A 16200-nucleotide genomic window follows, 5' to 3' on the forward strand; every position below is an offset into this window, starting at 1 on the left:
ATAATAGGACGATATACTTATTAATAGAACAATCAATTGCAGATGACATTAGGGTGTACCCTAATGTCATTAGGTGAATTTCAACCCCACAACTCCTTTGTCATTACCTTTTTGTCATGTAGTATTAGATCATTACTTTAATGACACCTAGGCTCAATTCATGTACATATTTGGCTATCTAAGAGCATCAACCAAAGAACAAGACGCAAAAAGAGCACAAGACAGCTTAAAGTCTTTTGCTGAAGATAAAGGTGCTCGTATTGCTGGTTGGTATATTGAAAACGTTTCTGGCGCATCACTACAAAGACCTGAATTAATGCGATTACTTAAAGATGCAGAAAAAGGCGACGCTATCCTTATTGAGCAAGTTGATCGCCTTTCTCGTCTTAATGATGAAGATTGGGAAACACTCAAAGCATTAATCAATAAAAAACAATTAAAAGTGATCAGTTTGGATTTACCAACCAGTCATACAATATTGATGAAACATCATAATGATGATTTTACATCAGCCATGTTCAGAGCCATCAATAATATGATGTTAGACATGCTGGCGGCCATAGCACGAAAAGATTACCAGGATAGACGAAGACGTCAGGTTCAAGGTATTGAAAGAGCCAAGATTGAAGGTTTTTACAGAGGCCGAAGACCTGATCTAGATATGCATGAAAAAATAATCCAACTTCGTGTACATAATCAGCTAAGTGTCAATGCAACAGCGAAGTTGGTGGGTGTTACCGCAAGAACCGTGATACGAATAGTTAAGATATACAATGAAGACCAAGTTTAGATATTCAAACTCATATCATTCTTTGGATTTTACGCTCTTTTCCCAATCAGCATCAAACACATTTTCAGTCCCTTGAGACACTAAAACCATTAAGCAAAGGCATAGCCTTTTCTATATGACCGCAAAAATCCTGCGTGTTTCAGATCCATCAACACAAAATTAATCGTATCACGCCCTACCCCTTTAAATCTCTCACCAATACCTCGTTGGCTTGGTTTTACTTCTTTTGCCAGTACCGCTTGCTTAATTTCAAAATAGACTTGCTCATTACATTTTAAATGATCATCACTGAATGCTTCCTCTTCATGACAATCAACTGGCTCAGAAACGCAGTCATTAAAATATTCGTCATTCACTGCGCGTGACTGTGTAACCACTGCGCACGACTGCGTTTCAATTTCTAACTGCGTTTGAATAACGTCAGGCTGAATAAGCTCTAGCGCAGACGATTTCTCATGACTGCGCACAACTGCGTTCGAGTGCGCGTGACTGCGTTTCAGTGCGTTAGAAACCAACACTAACAACCAGCTCATTAATTCAAGTGCCGCAGAGGTAATATAACTAATCAATAAACCAAATTTATCAAAGACAGTCGATTCACTAGGTAGGGTAGATTGACGTTGATAAAGATCATCGATACGAACTAAAAGAGGTTCAACTTTTTCTAGCGTTCTTTCAGATTTAGTAATGAGGTTTGCGTTTTGTTGTTTGGCTGCAAGAAGACGTAACTCGTCTACTTGGGTTGTATATTCTTTAATTTGCTGAGAAGCCGCTTGATAAGCAGTACTGTTTTTTTGACTGGCAACAACGCCTTGCTCTAAAGCGGCCACGGATGCTGAGAACGAAACGACACTTAACGTCACGCTCAATGCCAAAGCAAAAAAAGCAGAAGCGTACTGTTTTTGTGAAAACAAAAACAAAATAAACAACGGAGTGGCACATTTAGCCAAATCTAGCACTATGCCTAACGCTGTCATTAGTATAGGCTCACCCATAACTAACCCTATGCCATACATGAATTGAGCCGTTAAAATTGCAGATAGAGAAGCCGTTGCGATAGATAGCACTATGCAAATAGGCTTTAAAATAGTAGAGTTCATTTGTGATTATCTCATGGTAAGAAATTAGTTAGTCGCACTAAACCCCAAGTGCCCGCAAAGTACCTTGGGGTTTTTTAATTACAGCTATTGTATATACGCCTATGAATATACAAAAACGCACATACTAAAATGTATTGCTACAATTTATTTTTTTACTGCATTATTAATAATGCATGTTGAAATAGAAGTTTTACTTTGTTTAGCTTGAACAAGTAATGATGCATACTCTGAAATAGAAAGACGTACAGAAATAGCTCCATTTTTAGGTAAATTAAGATCTCCACCCACAGAAATAAATTTATTCAATTCATATATATCCATATCATCAATTTTAGATTTCGCGTGCTTCCATTCCAGCTTACCTATAGATATACATTTTTGTATATACGAATCGGTATTTACAGACAGCCCCTCGTCGTTAATAGATCTTTCTCTTGCTGTGTTCTTTATTAATGCCATTAAACTAGCACCTCCAATAACAATGCAGATATATCATTAATCTCTCTTGACTTTGGTTCGTCTGAAAATGCTTTACGTGAATTAATACACTTACGAGCAACTTTTATTCCGTAACTATTTAAAGTATCGATATAGTGCGAATAATTACTATTCGCTACACACCCATTTAAAACAAAGACACACTTATGAGATATGTTAATTTTTGATAATCGCTCAGCGATTCTTTGTGCCTCTTTAAGATCATCATTAGATGGTCTTACTGGAATTAAAACTAGAGCATCTTCATCTTTAGCTGCATCTAATAAATCAATATTTGTTTGTGTATGGGCACCTTGAGTGTCATATATAAAAAAGTCAGCATCCTTCTCATCAACTACATTCTTTTTATTTTCGGCCATCCAATTAGCATAATGCTGTTGAGGATCAGTATCATCACCTGCTACTTTTCTTAAATTATTGTTAGAAAGGACTGTGTGAATTAATTTTGCTAACGTAGACTTTCCAACGCCACCTTTTGTTGAATAAAGAATAATATATTTCATGCTGTACCAACCGTATATACAAATAAGTAATACAAAATAGTATATACCTAAATGAATAGCAGAGAAAGAAATACTTTAACGTAAATACACTTACGTATATACACAAGTGTATTTCAATCAATTTAGAGGAAAGAGTCATTTATTTGGGGACGTGGACTGTTGCAGAATAAAAGTCTGATAAGGCTTTTATTTTTCAGGGGTAGGGATTTTATGCAGTAATACAGTTGCACATCGATTATCAATTGATGTCGATAAATGCTCCGCAATAAACATCCCTCCATGATCATTAATAATATCCACCAATCGGCTAGGCTCATCCATAATGATAGAAATAGGCAGCGGCCTAGATAAGATATTTTCATCACTAAAACAGGTATCAATTAACTCACTGTCGGTATAAATAATACCAGGCTCTCGTTCAATCTCTGGATTGTCGAGCGTCGATTCAAAGCCATGCTGTTCATAAAGATAAGTCAGTAGAATAAATAAATGGTCTGCATCCGTAAATTTCTCGCCATATTGACAGTTCACTTTGTGTAGCTCCCCTAATTTTTTCTCGATGTTTTTACCTTGCCGCGCCTGAGTAATTAACACCTTAATGTCTTTCTTTATGATGGAGTTACCTTGTAACGCCATTTGTTTCTTTAGAAACTTAATCAGTAGCTCGCTGCGTTTCTTCATCGGTACAAAGCGCGATGACATTTCCATGTAGCTGTACAGATGAAGCAGAGCAAGAGTGGTCAAATTGGTAAAGGCTTGGTGATATTTAAGTTTGCTCATGGTGCTCACTAAAAAAAGAGTAGGCTATTGTAGATAAGGTAATCCTAATGCCAATCGCCATAAAACATCCATTTTATCAGGAAAGGGAAGCGGTTGACCATTTTGATGTATTTTTACGGTATACGTCCCAAATCCATTATCATACAACCCTTTCTTTTCTGTTACAGGGAGTGCTTTAGGGAGGGGCGTCGTCATTTTTTCTATCACCTCACTCATATTCACTCTCGCATACGTTACCGATTCATGCAGCGACCATCCTTTTTTCATTCGAGCAATCAAAAGCGACAAAGGGACGTTGTATTCCAAACTGATTTTTTTCAGGCCGCGAACGCCTTTATAGACATAGTCGTCCCATCCTTTATTTTTCTCATAATAGACAGGCGTATTGGAATTCATATTGTTAAATTCACGACGACAACGCTCACACATAAAGCCATTCCTCAGCATCATTAAACATTTCTTCAATCAGTTTGTTGGCCGCTTCTTTGTCATTTTTAGGGGCATAGATTTCTAAGTGATTGTTTGTGCCTTTACGCAACCGAATACGTGCATCAGGGTAACGTTGCCATACTCGACGCTCCATTTCTTGTTGAATAAGTGCGGTTCCATTTTTTGGTAATAAAGCGGAATTTAAAATCATTTCAATACGCATAATAACCTCACAATTAACTGTATATATAACCAGTACATTTTTATACAGTATGTAGGAAAAGTAAATCATTATTTACTCTCTTTTTACACGTTAAAATTTGCATAAATAACAATAGGTTAATACGCTTATCGTTGTTTTCTGCTCCATTGTGATCTAACTTTGAAAAGATAATTTAATGTGCTGTATTTCATTTAAAAATGTGTTTTAACTCGTTAAAACCTTTTTTAAATACAAAGCGATGCACAAAAAGATGCCTACAAGGGTCATGACTCGATGATGCGATAGGTTAGTAGGCCAGAGTCACCCACTACCACAGAATTGCTTGTAAGCGCATAGGGTAAGAAATAACACCTAATTAAAAGTAACCTCAGTCCCTTTCCTGCAAGAATGCTCTTTAGTGTGTTGGTTTGTCAGAGTGCGCTTTAGTTTCCTGTCGGATGACAAAAGAAATGTTCAGCGCAGCCAGTAGGGTGATGAACTATTCATGTGTGATGGAATTGAACTGGCTGGGGGCCTGTTAATTTTCTTCTGAAATCTTTTTTTGTGTCTGGAGAGTAAATTGAAAATTAATGGGAGGTACTTAATGCTCTGCTCTTAGTTTCTCTTAAATATTTATTTAATTATTTATATAAATACAAAGTACTAATACGTAGTACTCATAAGCGCAGCTATGTATTCATTGCCATTATTGGACTTTTTTTTAAGGATAATTTATTGCACTACCTTTATTGTGGATAACAAAATTAATCCACAGCCACACGAAAATAAGGCAAAAACCACAAAAATTATTATCGGAAATTAGTTAAACAGGTCAGAATAGGAGGTAAAAGTTAGGATCTATGAATTTTAGGCGTGACAATGCCTCCGCTTTCGCGGATACAATTATCAATATTAGTGAGGATTAAGTTGAGGTAGGTATGCTTCAAATACAATCGTCGTACTTCGTGCAACATCATTTAACTTATTCGCATTAAATACTTCTTGTACGGAAGCTGCAATCGTTCTAAATGATACCCAAGAAAAACGTAAGCCTTTTTTCTCTTGCCGCTTACGTGACGCGATAATAAGCTCACAAATATTACTATAGCGAACCACTTTCAAATCACTAAAGAAACGCTCAGAGAACTGTTTATAAGCTGGAGCACTGCGAATAGTGCCTTCTTTCATATCAACACAAACATTTACGCGCTCACTGTGCAAATAACCAGCGCGTTTTAAGTAACGGACCGCTTTAGCAAACGATTTGGGTGAAATAAAACGTCCAAAGCGTAACGCATAATCTTCTTGTAAGTGATCATAACTGATCGTTTTCAATCCAGCTTCTGTCGGTAAACCAATGCGGCCACCTATAAGATCGGTATTAACGATAATACATGCAAGTACGTTCGCAACAAGTCGTCGGCATTGAATATTATTGATACCATCACCTCCCCACGCATTTAATGCAGGGAAACGGTTTGGGTTAGCTATAAATTCTTCACACGATTTTAAAATACGAGCGTATTCAGGCGGCAAGGTTTCCCATTTGCCACTGCGCAGCAAACGACGAGAGCGAAAATCGAACTTAAACGGTGTCTTAGGCTTCTTTTTGTTTTCATCAGCAACAACAGAGCGATGAAGTTCAATCAGCTCATGCTTACGATTTTTACGTTTAGCACGATACTCTGCATCATATTGTTTTTTGATTTGAAGTTTAGAAGCGTCAACAACAGAGCAATGTGAATCAATTACTTGATATTCTGCATCATATTCAGCTTTAATTTGAAGATCAGAAATGCTCATGAGACACATCCTCATCATAACGTCTGATAGCATAAGCTAAGGCATTACGGTGATAGGAATTGCGTCTTTGTGTTATGGGTTGCCAAAGGCAACATTGAAATAGGTTCATCTTTAGATTCTCAACTGTTTTAAGGGATGCTTGGGTGCGAAACCAAACATTGCTAGTTAATCTATAGGAAAAGATCTCAAAGATCAACTGATTGTTATTTCAACAAAATTTAGATACAAAAAAAGCTGACCCAGTTGAGGAAATCAGCTTCTTTTGCGAATGCTATACGGTTAGATTCGCGGTCTAACACATTCTAAATTTGAAAAATACACTACATAGAAAGCTATGTAGTAACGTGCTATGTAATGCACTTTTCGCTTCAAATTCTTACTACATATAATAGAGCTTAGTTAAAAGAAAGACAACGATACTTTGCTTTACTTTTGAAAAAAGTATCAATTGGCTAACGACGAAAACCAAAACACTTCACCAATAACATGAACCCGAGATTCTTTTTGCTTATATTCTTCATCTTTAAAGTCTGGATTATAACTACGTAGAATAATCTTGTCAGGTAACTGATGTAATATTTTAACTCTCAATAATTCATCTTGTAGAACAAGATACATTCTCCCATCTCTGATAGTAGTACTCATTGCATTAACTGCAATAATCGAACCATCATAAAGAACAGGAATCATTGAGTCACCTTTTACGCTAACACAAAATATATGATCTTTATTACATTGATATTTCAAAAACCTTGTTGGTATTGGGATTAATTCATTCTCTGAATCTATATTAATAAAACCATCTCCAGCTGATGCTTTTATTTTTTTATATAAAGGAGCCCAAAATACTGCATCATCTATATCTTCTTGTGTAGCAAAGAACTCACCAGTCAACAACCACTCGACATCAACATCAAAAATACTTGCCAATGTTGACAATTTATCAGGCGCAACAGCGTTCCTGCCTGTTTCCCAACGAGAAACAGCAGCCTTTGTTGCTCCAACCTTTTGAGCTAACTTCTCTTGAGTTAAGCCACTCAATTTTCTTTTTGTCTTAATTCTTAAGCCTATATTTTTCATTCTTTTATTTTATAACCTTTCGAATTTTATTCTTGGAAAAAAGATATATAAAGTGATAAACAGATAGACAGTAGAGCAAATAACCTCAACTACACGTAACTTTTCTTTACTTTTTATTATAGTTTAATTATCATCCTTACCAATGATCATCCATACAGTCCTTTTTACAGGCTGAAAAACCTCAAGGTTATTGAATGAGCAAAAAGAAAGACACCGTGGGCATCCATTTTCAAATGGACAAAATCACGAGTGACACACTAGAAAAAGAAGCAGAAAAAAATGGGCGCACTAAACGACAAGAAGCCGCTATTCGACTTCGTGATCACGTTGCCCGTTACAGCTCCACTTACGTTAAAAAATAATTTTTTACCGTAATAAATCCTTTTAAAGGATGCTCTTTAACAATTAGTGCCAAGGCTGATCATCTACCAGACTATTCGCGTGTGAACGTCAAGACTCTATTTTTGGTGATCGTAGACAAATGCCCGTAATAATTTGTCAGTGTCCAAAAGGACATATCACCCCCTAATTTTGGCAGGGTAATCAATAAATCCGATTGATTGTAATGTGAGTGGATTTTATTTTTTCACAAAGGAAGTGATGTGAGAGCATTTAAAAAAAACAGAGTGGATAAAGCTATTCAGTTAGCTGAGCATCCCACTTATCGCGCACTGCATTGGTATCGTGATACCAAGGGCAATGTAGTTAAGCGATTTACACCAGTAAAACCTTACCAAACCGTAACTAAAAAGGGCATGTTATGAACATGACACAAACAGAAATACGCGAAGCGGTTTCCGTTATTACACTCATGCGTGAAGGTCATAAACCGCGCACTGAGCGAATTGATAGACACGCAAAGCAACGCATTGATGACAAATGGTATCAATGGCAATTACGACAAATACATGAGGACGGATTGATGTTATCACCTCCGCCTTGTTTGGGGTTTACTCAACGATGCACATAGCATCCAAGCTCACTCAGCGATAAATACTTGGTTTTAGTGTGTGACAAACACTAAAGAAAACCCGTCTGTTAATGGTCAAACCATTCGTGAAGCCAACACGTAACAATACACACTCTTTTAATCTATTAGGGGGTATCAGTCTTGTAAGCACGTACAAACAGCAACATCCCTCAACGTGCAGTCTATTGGCAGTAGGCTAAAAAATAGCAAGCGTCCCGAACAACTATATACAGTACCCACGTATTTATCGCTGAGTGAGTTTCAAACTTATTTACCCCATGAACTATTCCATTTAAGGGTGACCAATGGCAAAAATAAAACAACACCTGAAGAGTGAAAAAATGACGACTTTTTTTAATATTGATGATGAAGTACTCATTATTGATGGTGAGTACAACGGCCATTTTAAAGTCGTCTCTTCTCGCAATATCATTCAATCCCCTGACAAAGATGGTACGTGTATTTTCGTAACCATCATTGAACCACTCGATATTGACGCTTTTGGAACCTTCTTGTTTGAAACCACTGGCATTGAAGCCTATGGCGACCAAGAGCCTATACACATATCCATTGAACCACACCAATTGCAACGCGCAGAGTCCTTACTATAAGGACTCTTTTTTTTACTTATAAAACAGGACTTCATCATGAAACGATGGTTATTTGCCTTGAGCATGTCACTGGCTTTAAATGCCAATGCCGACTCTATGGCCGTCAACATAGACGCATTACAAGTGCCCGTTCGCACTATTTTCCCAACTCACATCACTCACGTTGAGCAAGCCGTAACGTGGCTGATTGAACCGATGGGGTATCGCATCCTCACCGATTACCCTGCACCTGAAAGTGCAAAACTGCTTTTAAACAGACCCATTCCACCGTCTGCAAAATTGCACCGAACTATGGCGTTAGTCGATGCCATCCAGTTACTTATCGGGGAAGAGAACACCATCATCCTTGATAACGAACATCAACTTATTACGTTTTCACGAGGTAACTAATGCGTAAACCACATCTACTAGCGACCTCATTGTTGGTGATTTTATCAGGTTGTGCGTCTGAGCCTGAATACCAAGGCGAGGGCGAATACTTTGAACTCACTAACCGCCATGTGATTGAACGTGATTTATCCGTATTTCGCTCAACCACAGTGATTGATACCAATAAAGCCGTCGTTCAGGCTCCTATCGTTCCTGTTGCAGAATATTACGAAGCGGTAGTCAATAAGGATGAACCTTATAACTCCGCCATCAAGCGATGGCTTAAAGCCGAAGGCTACAGCAACATTGCATGGTCATTGACCGATACCAATCGAGCGTTGCTCTCTTCCTCCTCTGTTGTAGCGTTACCGTTCTCTGGCAGCTTAAAGCAAGCCCTTGTTGAACTCTCAGAGCATCTTCATATGCCGCTTAATCTCATCTTAGATGATAAAGCGCGTGTGGCTGGTATCTATGATTTTAATGACGATGTTCGGCTGACTCACGTACAAGGTGATTCGCTCCGTTTAGTGACCAAACGTCTTATCGAAAACTACGGCTTACGTTGGAACGACACCGAAGACAGTGCGCGTAGCTGGCTTGTCGAAACCAATTACGCGTTCAGTGCCGATTACTTCATCATCACTCAATACGATGACATCACCACTGCATTAGAAACAGTGCTTGATGGTTATCCTGTGTACTCAAGCATTCTTGAATCCACAGGCCAAGTGTTCATTCAAGAGGAATTATAATGTATCCATTATTAAAAAAAATAATCACACTGGTTATAGTATTGGGGGGGTCGTTGGTACTGGTTGTATTATCAGGCTGTGCCTCTCAAGAATTTAAAGACAGTCTTGCATTTAATGACTCAGTGCATCAAAACATCACTGAGCTGTCTAGCCCAACTCAATATAAAAAAGTGGGCTTTATTACCAAGCCACCTATGGTATTAAGCCCTATCGTTGAAAGTGAAAATACCGATTGGCTCAAAGAGCCAAGCGGCATTAATGCGGTTGATTTGCCGTTATCCGTAGTGCTTGAAAGCATCATGAGCGACGTCAATATTCCTATCCATTTTTCAAAAGACGTTCAACCTTCCAAACTCGTGACGTTAAACTTCTCGTCCACACGTCAAGACGTGTTGAACTCTCTCTCAAAAGAGTCAGGCTACGGTATTGAGTTTCAAAATGACCGCTTGGAAATATCGAAATACATTACGCGAGTGTTTACGCTGAACATCCCTTCAGGAAGTATGTCAGGGCAATTAGGATCACAAGGCACGACCTCTGGTGAAGACAGTGCGCGTGTTGAAGGTCAATACCTAAACATTGAATACAAAGAAACAAAATTTGTAGAAGAAATCGCAGCAAGTTTAGAGAAAGTACTCGGTGGGGGTGAATTAGCCAAAGAATCCATTGCCGTGTCTCCTGCTCTCTCTAGCATTACGGTCAAAGCAACCATTGATCAAATGCAAGACATTGAATACGTCATTAATCATTATCAGAATGAGTTATCTAAGCAAGTAACGCTGGACATTCAAATGATTGAATTTCGCTCAAACCTAGGGACTGAGCGAGGCATTGACTGGAATATAGTTAAAGACACTGGCAATGGGTTATTGCAATTTTTTGTTCCTGGTACTTCAACGATTTCAGAAGGAGCTGGCTACGGTCTTGCGTTTACTGGCACAGGAAAATGGACGGGCACAGAATCATTTATCAAAGTACTTGAACAACAGGGAAGTGTATCAACTCAAACCCCTATCACGGCAATGGTGTTAAGTAATCAACCCGCAAAAATTACACAGCAGAATCAAATTCCTTACATTTATGAAGCTTCAAGCGAAAGCAGTGAAGGCGTAATAAGTGCCAGCGTAACTCGTAAAGTGGAAGTGGAAGGCGTGGACATGATGGTGAACTCCATCGTTCAAGATGAATACGTCTCTTTGCGTATTTCAGGGCAACTGCAAAAAATCACTAGTCGTTCAACAGAAACGGTCGGTGACATCAATCTTGGCATGTTAAGTACTCAAAAATCTGAAATTACGTTTGCCAACAAGTTGCGTTACGGCCAAACCTACGTTATCGCGTCGGTAAAACAAGCTTCAACCACGGCTGAGCAAACGAAAAGTTTTTGGCTTGAGCTGTTTGGTGGGACAGGAACACGCAATGAAGCGATTGAAACTCTTGTGCTATTAACGCCTCGTAAAGTTCAATAAGGTATTGATAATGAAATTAGCCAATCTTGCTATTTTCTCTTCTCAAAAAGAGCTAAAGCGGCATCAAAAACAATTCCCCTGTCAGTATGAACGCATCATTGAAGAAGGAGCAACATTTCGACGTTATCACTCAATGGAGCCAGCCGTACTTTATGGCGAGTTGATAAAAATAACGCATCAATTAAACAGCGACCTTGGTCGCTGTGTTTATATTGAACGTTTGAATGAAAACAAATGGTATGGCGCGACCTTTGAAAACGGTCAATTGCTGTATGAGCACATCGAACCATTCGATATTCTCATGCAAACCTTTGCATACGATTTTATTAAATCTGAGTCTATTTTAAGTCCTGTAGACGCTAATGCATTTTTAGCGTACACAGCAAGCGTGACTTCCGTAGACCCCATAGATATGGCACAGATTGATGACTATCAGCTTACAAAAATTGATAATTATCTTGCTGCAAAAATGATGGGCGGCATCGCGGCTCTAGTTATTAGTGTGTTTTTGTTGACGCATTTGTTTATGCCAAAGGAAACGCAAACAGTAGAGCGAGAAATCATCATTGACCCTGCCATTGCGTTCATTCAAACCTACGGTTCGAATGTGCCAGCGGCCAACGCGTTGATGAATGCGACTCATCTGTTAGCAGAAACCGCACTACTGCCGCTACCGATAAAAGGTGACAGCGTCACGCTGAATAACCGCAATTTAACGGTTGCGGTCACTAAAAATGGCGGCAGTGAAAACACATGGCAACAATGGCTGATTAACACCCCCTCAATGAGCGAGTTATACCGTGATGGTGATATTGATGGAAATGGCACGTTTTCATTTCCATTAACTCATCAAGTTCAATGGCAACCATTTGATGTCAGCCATTATTTACCCTCGTTATTGGATGCTCTCAAACGATTAAATATCGCCTTTACGATAAATAGCACTATGCAAATAGGTGATATTACGTCTCGCACCATGACACTGACGCTGAGTGATGAACTCGGCAAAATCCTTGTACTGCGTGAGTTAATTGATAATCCAGCCATTACAACCGATAGCTTAACCTTAACTCGAACCTCAATGAATGAGTTTGCGTTATCACTTACCCTCTCTATACATGGAATGACTCATGGAAACTAAGAAAAAAATAGCACTTGGCATTGGTGGCCTACTGATTGTTGGTATGGCCTCCTCAATCGTAATGGATATGATTGACAATCCAACATCTAGAACGGTAGCCGCCACCTCAACGCACTTGGTCACAACCGCCCCTGTTATCACCGAAAAAGCAACGCCTACGACGTTGCAACCAATTGTTCTTGAACTGTCCGATAATGCCATTGATGTGATTAGTGCATTAGATACCTCGTATCTAAGCACCATCAAGACCTACGCCATTAGCGCAGAAATCTTAGAAATAGAAGGGCAACAAAAGCTCGATGAACTCAAAGAACATGCGTTGTATGGAAAGGCAACCATTGAGCCAGTCGTGGTTGTTCAACAAAAACAAGTTACACCTAGCGTGGTTGACCGTTTGCAGATTAAAAGCATTATCTCAAATCCAAATAACATGATCGCGTTTATTGGCATTTCAGGACAACTTATTCCTGTAAAAAAAGGCGAGTCGGTAGAAGGGGCAAAAGTGCATGACATTACTCGTAATGCCGTGGTGTTTAAGCTCGGTAATAAACTCATTACCAAATACATCAAGGCCGCACCGATTAAGGTTGTGATAGAAAAGGAGTCAGGGAATGCTAGACAGCAATAATGTTGTTCAGTTAGAGGATTTAAAATCCATCTACTTTCTCTATCAAGACACGGTATTGACCAACGATGGCGTGATTTATACCTGTGATTTTGACAGTCCATCCATAGATAAAATGTTTGAGTTAATTGAAAAACACCCTGAACTCCTACCTAGTCATCATGGCGCATTGTCAGTTAAGAAAATTGAACGTACCGTGGTTAAACTCATTATTGACCAAATCACCCGTACCAATCATGACACCTTAATTGATACCGATACGCTCAATGCGGTTGCTCAACGAGCCGTTAATATGCTGCAAGATGCGGCATTGCGTGAAGTGTCCGATATTCATATCGAACTCTACGCACATGAAACCCGAATAGAAGGGCGTGTGGATGGGAAAATGCAATCCTTACAACCGACCATTCCTGAGCATGAATACGGAAAACTCTTGTTCGGTTATCTGTTTAATGAACTCTCTGTTGATAAAACCTCTGACTTTTATCAAAACCAAATCAATAACGCCCGTATTGAGATTGAACTCAATACAAAGAATGGCCGTCGTGAAACGCTCTGGCGTATTGCGTATCTGCCAGCAAAGGATAACGGGGGGCAATTAACTCTTCGCTGGCTCAACAAAGACGAATTTGTTCCCTCACTCGATAACATCGGTTGGGAAATTGGACACGTTCATATCATGCGAAACTTTACCCAAAGTGCCTCTGGGGTTTGTCTTATTGCAGGTCAAGTGGGATCGGGGAAAACAACCACTATTGCCAGTTCTCTTTTAGAGTTGAAAGGAAAAGGTCGCTCTATTAACACCTTAGAAGACCCCGTTGAATTTGATTTAGGTATCATTCAATCGTCGGTGGTTACTCAAAAAGACGATGAAGATTTAATGTTTACCTACGGTAAAGCCTTACTTCGTCATGATGTAGATATTGAGTCTCACGGTGAAATTCGAGACACAAAAGGAGCAATGAACGTATGTCGAAAAGGGGAAACAGGGCAAATTATGTTTTCAACCTTACATACTTCATCGGCTTTGGGTATTGCGCATACGCTCAATGAGCAAATGCACGTACCAAGTGCGTTAATCGCAGCACCCAATCTCATGAAGTTGTGGATTTATCAAACGCTTGTTCGCACCTTGTGCCCTCATTGCTGCATTTCATTTAATGAAGCACAAGCGCACTTGGACGATGAGCAACGTAAAAAACTCAATCACTGGCTCTCTGAGCAAGGTGATTTAACCATCAAGAAGACGATGCGATTTAAACACCCTAGCGGCTGTAACCATTGCAATGAAGGAGAGAAAGGCCGTACCACGCTGGTTGAAATGATTGTGCTTGATGATGAAGATCGTCTCTTTATCTCAAACAAAGATTATCTCGGTTGGAGTAAAGCGTTATTGGCAAAAGGGTTTAAGCCTATTAGTAGTCACGCTACGCTAAAAATCAAACGTGGCCACATTGATGTATTTTCAGCGAACGAGCGCGTGAATGGCTTGTTAAATGAAACCTCAATCAATGCCTATCAACAACTTTGGGAGGAAGCGTCGTAGTGATTAAAAATAACATCAAGAAAGACAAACAAATTGCCTTACTTGAAAAAATCGCTCAACTCTCTAGCTCTGGTATCAAACAACGTGATATTGCCTCTCAACTGAGTCTGTATGGTCACGGACTTGAAAAAGCCGTGGGGCAATCGTGTTTGGACTCAATAGGGAAAGGGTTATCGTTCTCTCATGGATTAAAACAATGGTTAAGCACCAGTGCCTACCAAAGTGTCTCAAGTGGCGAAAACGTCGGGCAATTTGTGGAAGGCATTAGTGAAGCCATTGGAACACTAAATGTAGATGAAGCCAGTACAGGGGCGTTATTGCGTGTGTTAATTTCACCCACGTTAGGGTTAAGTACCGTGTTTGCGATTAGTGCCTTGCTATCAAGCTATGCTTACCCAGCATTGATAAAGCAATTACCTATCCATCGATGGGGCGGTTTATCGCAGTTTTCTTATCACTTTGGCCTGTTTTGGGCAAATTATGGATTAGGCGTTCTTGTACTTGCACTTGCGCTCATTGCGTTTGTTATCGTCACGCTCCCCATGAGTGGTACGTTTCGAGCGAAACTCGATAACTTGCCTTTTTATCGTCAATATCGACTGATACAAAGCGCAAACTTACTCGCCTCAATTGCGCATCAAACCTTGGTCGGTAATAGCTTAAAAGAGTCATTGCAACACTACAAAGACTCCAGCTCAGCGTATTTAGCATCACACATTCAAATCATGCTAGATACGATAGGCGGAGGAAAAAGTAACGTCGGGGATATTTTTAACTCAGGACTGCTGCTTGATGAGGAGCACAGCACGTTAGTTTTACTTGGGGGAACAGGAGAAACACCTGAAACACTACGCAAAAGCGCACTGATACATCGTACAAAATTACTTACTGACGTTAATCGTCTTAAACATTGGGGCAACTCAGGACTCAAAATTGGTGCAGCGTTTACCGCTTTCATCGCGTTTGGGGGTCTTGTTAGCCTTATTTTCAACATTGCCATGAATCAAGGGGCATTTTAAATGACACGTACAATCAAAACCAACGCACAACTGCGAAACAAACACGCAAAATCAAAACAAAAAGGGGCAATGAGTTTAGAGGCCATGATGATAGTCAGTGCCGTTGTCGTCGCTTTGCTCTTCATTATGTCAAAAGGCCCTGCCATCATGTACAAAATGAACACCATGATGTTCATGTCTCAAGCGGCTGATATTGCTCAAGCAACACAAGGCCGCCCAAACGTAGCCTTATTAACCATTCCGAAACTGTGTGAGCGTGACGCCCTTAGTAAAAAAATCTGTGGTGCGGCCAACAATGGACTTGGGACGAACCCGTTCGGGGGAGATTGGGTACTGAAAGGCAACGCAAGCTCAGTCTCATTAATCGATTTAACCGCAACAATGCCAAACGATGCCAATCGCGTGCTGGACGTGGCCGACTTAATGGCTCCCTCTACTCGCGCCGGTTGTGAAAGTGCGGACAGTTGTTCAACAATTAAAACAAGTGCAACGTCGATTACAATGACCTATTAA

General features: G+C 39.7%; 21 protein-coding genes. 13 read left to right on the forward strand and 8 right to left on the reverse strand.

From position 1 onward, the window contains the following. Positions 1–160 precede the first annotated feature (160 nt). Complete coding sequence (locus Q1K78_RS11430; RefSeq protein WP_300178520.1) at positions 161–790, forward strand: recombinase family protein; 630 nt, start codon at positions 161–163, stop codon at positions 788–790. A gap of 89 nt (positions 791–879) precedes the next feature. Here the strand turns inward: Q1K78_RS11430 and Q1K78_RS11435 are convergent, their stop codons facing one another. From Q1K78_RS11435 to Q1K78_RS11470, 8 genes are all read right to left on the reverse strand, one after another. After that, positions 880–1890, reverse strand: coding sequence for a hypothetical protein (locus Q1K78_RS11435; protein WP_300178523.1), 1011 nt, complete (start codon positions 1888–1890; stop codon positions 880–882). A 144-nt stretch (positions 1891–2034) separates the two neighbouring features. Next, complete coding sequence (locus tag Q1K78_RS11440) at positions 2035–2349, reverse strand: hypothetical protein (RefSeq protein ID WP_300178526.1); 315 nt, start codon at positions 2347–2349, stop codon at positions 2035–2037. After that, a complete protein-coding gene (locus Q1K78_RS11445; protein WP_300178529.1) occupies positions 2349–2891 on the reverse strand; it encodes a ParA family protein in 543 nt (180 codons plus the stop codon). The genes Q1K78_RS11440 and Q1K78_RS11445 overlap by 1 nt, the downstream gene beginning before the upstream one ends. A gap of 186 nt (positions 2892–3077) precedes the next feature. Continuing rightward, a complete protein-coding gene (locus tag Q1K78_RS11450) occupies positions 3078–3671 on the reverse strand; it encodes a DUF2913 family protein (protein WP_300178532.1) in 594 nt (197 codons plus the stop codon). A 24-nt stretch (positions 3672–3695) separates the two neighbouring features. After that, positions 3696–4121: a hypothetical protein gene (locus Q1K78_RS11455; RefSeq protein WP_300178535.1), complete on the reverse strand. Its 426-nt coding sequence runs from the start codon at positions 4119–4121 to the stop codon at positions 3696–3698. Beyond that, the gene (locus tag Q1K78_RS11460; RefSeq protein ID WP_300178538.1) at positions 4093–4323 is read right to left on the reverse strand and encodes a DinI-like family protein; all 231 of its coding nucleotides are present in this window, start codon (positions 4321–4323) and stop codon (positions 4093–4095) included. Before Q1K78_RS11460 ends, Q1K78_RS11455 begins: the two co-directional genes overlap by 29 nt. An 891-nt stretch (positions 4324–5214) precedes the next feature. After that, on the reverse strand, positions 5215–6138 hold the full coding sequence (locus Q1K78_RS11465) for a hypothetical protein (RefSeq protein WP_300178541.1): 924 nt from the start codon (positions 6136–6138) through the stop codon (positions 5215–5217). Positions 6139–6549: 411 nt separating this feature from the next. Further along, positions 6550–7185, reverse strand: coding sequence for a helix-turn-helix transcriptional regulator (locus Q1K78_RS11470; RefSeq protein WP_300178544.1), 636 nt, complete (start codon positions 7183–7185; stop codon positions 6550–6552). 233 nt (positions 7186–7418) lie between these two features. Between Q1K78_RS11470 and Q1K78_RS11475 the strand changes: the two genes are divergently transcribed. The 12 genes from Q1K78_RS11475 (at position 7419) to Q1K78_RS11530 (ending at position 16200) form a co-directional block, all read left to right on the forward strand. Further along, a complete protein-coding gene (locus tag Q1K78_RS11475; RefSeq protein WP_366899901.1) occupies positions 7419–7547 on the forward strand; it encodes a TraY domain-containing protein in 129 nt (42 codons plus the stop codon). A gap of 240 nt (positions 7548–7787) precedes the next feature. Continuing rightward, positions 7788–7949, forward strand: coding sequence for a hypothetical protein (locus Q1K78_RS11480; protein ID WP_300178550.1), 162 nt, complete (start codon positions 7788–7790; stop codon positions 7947–7949). Continuing rightward, positions 7946–8155: a hypothetical protein gene (locus Q1K78_RS11485; protein ID WP_300178552.1), complete on the forward strand. Its 210-nt coding sequence runs from the start codon at positions 7946–7948 to the stop codon at positions 8153–8155. The genes Q1K78_RS11480 and Q1K78_RS11485 overlap by 4 nt, the downstream gene beginning before the upstream one ends. Positions 8156–8496: 341 nt before the next feature. Continuing rightward, on the forward strand, positions 8497–8766 hold the full coding sequence (locus tag Q1K78_RS11490) for a hypothetical protein (protein ID WP_300178555.1): 270 nt from the start codon (positions 8497–8499) through the stop codon (positions 8764–8766). A 36-nt stretch (positions 8767–8802) separates the two neighbouring features. After that, positions 8803–9156: a hypothetical protein gene (locus Q1K78_RS11495; RefSeq protein ID WP_300178558.1), complete on the forward strand. Its 354-nt coding sequence runs from the start codon at positions 8803–8805 to the stop codon at positions 9154–9156. Beyond that, positions 9156–9887: a hypothetical protein gene (locus Q1K78_RS11500; protein WP_300178560.1), complete on the forward strand. Its 732-nt coding sequence runs from the start codon at positions 9156–9158 to the stop codon at positions 9885–9887. The genes Q1K78_RS11495 and Q1K78_RS11500 overlap by 1 nt, the downstream gene beginning before the upstream one ends. Further along, positions 9887–11356, forward strand: coding sequence for a hypothetical protein (locus tag Q1K78_RS11505; protein ID WP_300178563.1), 1470 nt, complete (start codon positions 9887–9889; stop codon positions 11354–11356). The genes Q1K78_RS11500 and Q1K78_RS11505 overlap by 1 nt, the downstream gene beginning before the upstream one ends. Before the next feature lie 10 nt (positions 11357–11366). Continuing rightward, positions 11367–12497, forward strand: coding sequence for a hypothetical protein (locus Q1K78_RS11510; protein ID WP_300178566.1), 1131 nt, complete (start codon positions 11367–11369; stop codon positions 12495–12497). Further along, the gene (locus tag Q1K78_RS11515) at positions 12487–13125 is read left to right on the forward strand and encodes a hypothetical protein (protein ID WP_300178569.1); all 639 of its coding nucleotides are present in this window, start codon (positions 12487–12489) and stop codon (positions 13123–13125) included. The genes Q1K78_RS11510 and Q1K78_RS11515 overlap by 11 nt, the downstream gene beginning before the upstream one ends. After that, positions 13109–14668: an ATPase, T2SS/T4P/T4SS family gene (locus Q1K78_RS11520; protein ID WP_300178572.1), complete on the forward strand. Its 1560-nt coding sequence runs from the start codon at positions 13109–13111 to the stop codon at positions 14666–14668. Before Q1K78_RS11515 ends, Q1K78_RS11520 begins: the two co-directional genes overlap by 17 nt. Further along, the gene (locus tag Q1K78_RS11525; protein WP_300178575.1) at positions 14668–15687 is read left to right on the forward strand and encodes a hypothetical protein; all 1020 of its coding nucleotides are present in this window, start codon (positions 14668–14670) and stop codon (positions 15685–15687) included. Before Q1K78_RS11520 ends, Q1K78_RS11525 begins: the two co-directional genes overlap by 1 nt. Beyond that, on the forward strand, positions 15688–16200 hold the full coding sequence (locus Q1K78_RS11530; RefSeq protein ID WP_300178578.1) for a hypothetical protein: 513 nt from the start codon (positions 15688–15690) through the stop codon (positions 16198–16200).

This window comes from uncultured Aliivibrio sp. (assembly GCF_946479765.1).
Lineage (GTDB): Bacteria > Pseudomonadota > Gammaproteobacteria > Enterobacterales > Vibrionaceae > Aliivibrio.

Bases quoted from the DNA above. Each gene is read 5' to 3' on its own strand.
- Q1K78_RS11430 (WP_300178520.1), top strand. From the start codon at position 161: ATGTACATATTTGGCTATCTAAGAGCATCAACCAAAGAACAAGACGCA.
- Q1K78_RS11435 (WP_300178523.1), bottom strand. From the start codon at position 1,890: ATGAACTCTACTATTTTAAAGCCTATTTGCATAGTGCTATCTATCGCA.
- Q1K78_RS11440 (WP_300178526.1), bottom strand. From the start codon at position 2,349: ATGGCATTAATAAAGAACACAGCAAGAGAAAGATCTATTAACGACGAG.
- Q1K78_RS11445 (WP_300178529.1), bottom strand. From the start codon at position 2,891: ATGAAATATATTATTCTTTATTCAACAAAAGGTGGCGTTGGAAAGTCT.
- Q1K78_RS11450 (WP_300178532.1), bottom strand. From the start codon at position 3,671: ATGAGCAAACTTAAATATCACCAAGCCTTTACCAATTTGACCACTCTT.
- Q1K78_RS11455 (WP_300178535.1), bottom strand. From the start codon at position 4,121: ATGATGCTGAGGAATGGCTTTATGTGTGAGCGTTGTCGTCGTGAATTT.
- Q1K78_RS11460 (WP_300178538.1), bottom strand. From the start codon at position 4,323: ATGCGTATTGAAATGATTTTAAATTCCGCTTTATTACCAAAAAATGGA.
- Q1K78_RS11465 (WP_300178541.1), bottom strand. From the start codon at position 6,138: ATGCTATCAGACGTTATGATGAGGATGTGTCTCATGAGCATTTCTGAT.
- Q1K78_RS11470 (WP_300178544.1), bottom strand. From the start codon at position 7,185: ATGAAAAATATAGGCTTAAGAATTAAGACAAAAAGAAAATTGAGTGGC.
- Q1K78_RS11475 (WP_366899901.1), top strand. From the start codon at position 7,419: ATGGACAAAATCACGAGTGACACACTAGAAAAAGAAGCAGAAAAAAAT.
- Q1K78_RS11485 (WP_300178552.1), top strand. From the start codon at position 7,946: ATGAACATGACACAAACAGAAATACGCGAAGCGGTTTCCGTTATTACA.
- Q1K78_RS11490 (WP_300178555.1), top strand. From the start codon at position 8,497: ATGACGACTTTTTTTAATATTGATGATGAAGTACTCATTATTGATGGT.
- Q1K78_RS11495 (WP_300178558.1), top strand. From the start codon at position 8,803: ATGAAACGATGGTTATTTGCCTTGAGCATGTCACTGGCTTTAAATGCC.
- Q1K78_RS11500 (WP_300178560.1), top strand. From the start codon at position 9,156: ATGCGTAAACCACATCTACTAGCGACCTCATTGTTGGTGATTTTATCA.
- Q1K78_RS11505 (WP_300178563.1), top strand. From the start codon at position 9,887: ATGTATCCATTATTAAAAAAAATAATCACACTGGTTATAGTATTGGGG.
- Q1K78_RS11510 (WP_300178566.1), top strand. From the start codon at position 11,367: ATGAAATTAGCCAATCTTGCTATTTTCTCTTCTCAAAAAGAGCTAAAG.
- Q1K78_RS11515 (WP_300178569.1), top strand. From the start codon at position 12,487: ATGGAAACTAAGAAAAAAATAGCACTTGGCATTGGTGGCCTACTGATT.
- Q1K78_RS11520 (WP_300178572.1), top strand. From the start codon at position 13,109: ATGCTAGACAGCAATAATGTTGTTCAGTTAGAGGATTTAAAATCCATC.
- Q1K78_RS11530 (WP_300178578.1), top strand. From the start codon at position 15,688: ATGACACGTACAATCAAAACCAACGCACAACTGCGAAACAAACACGCA.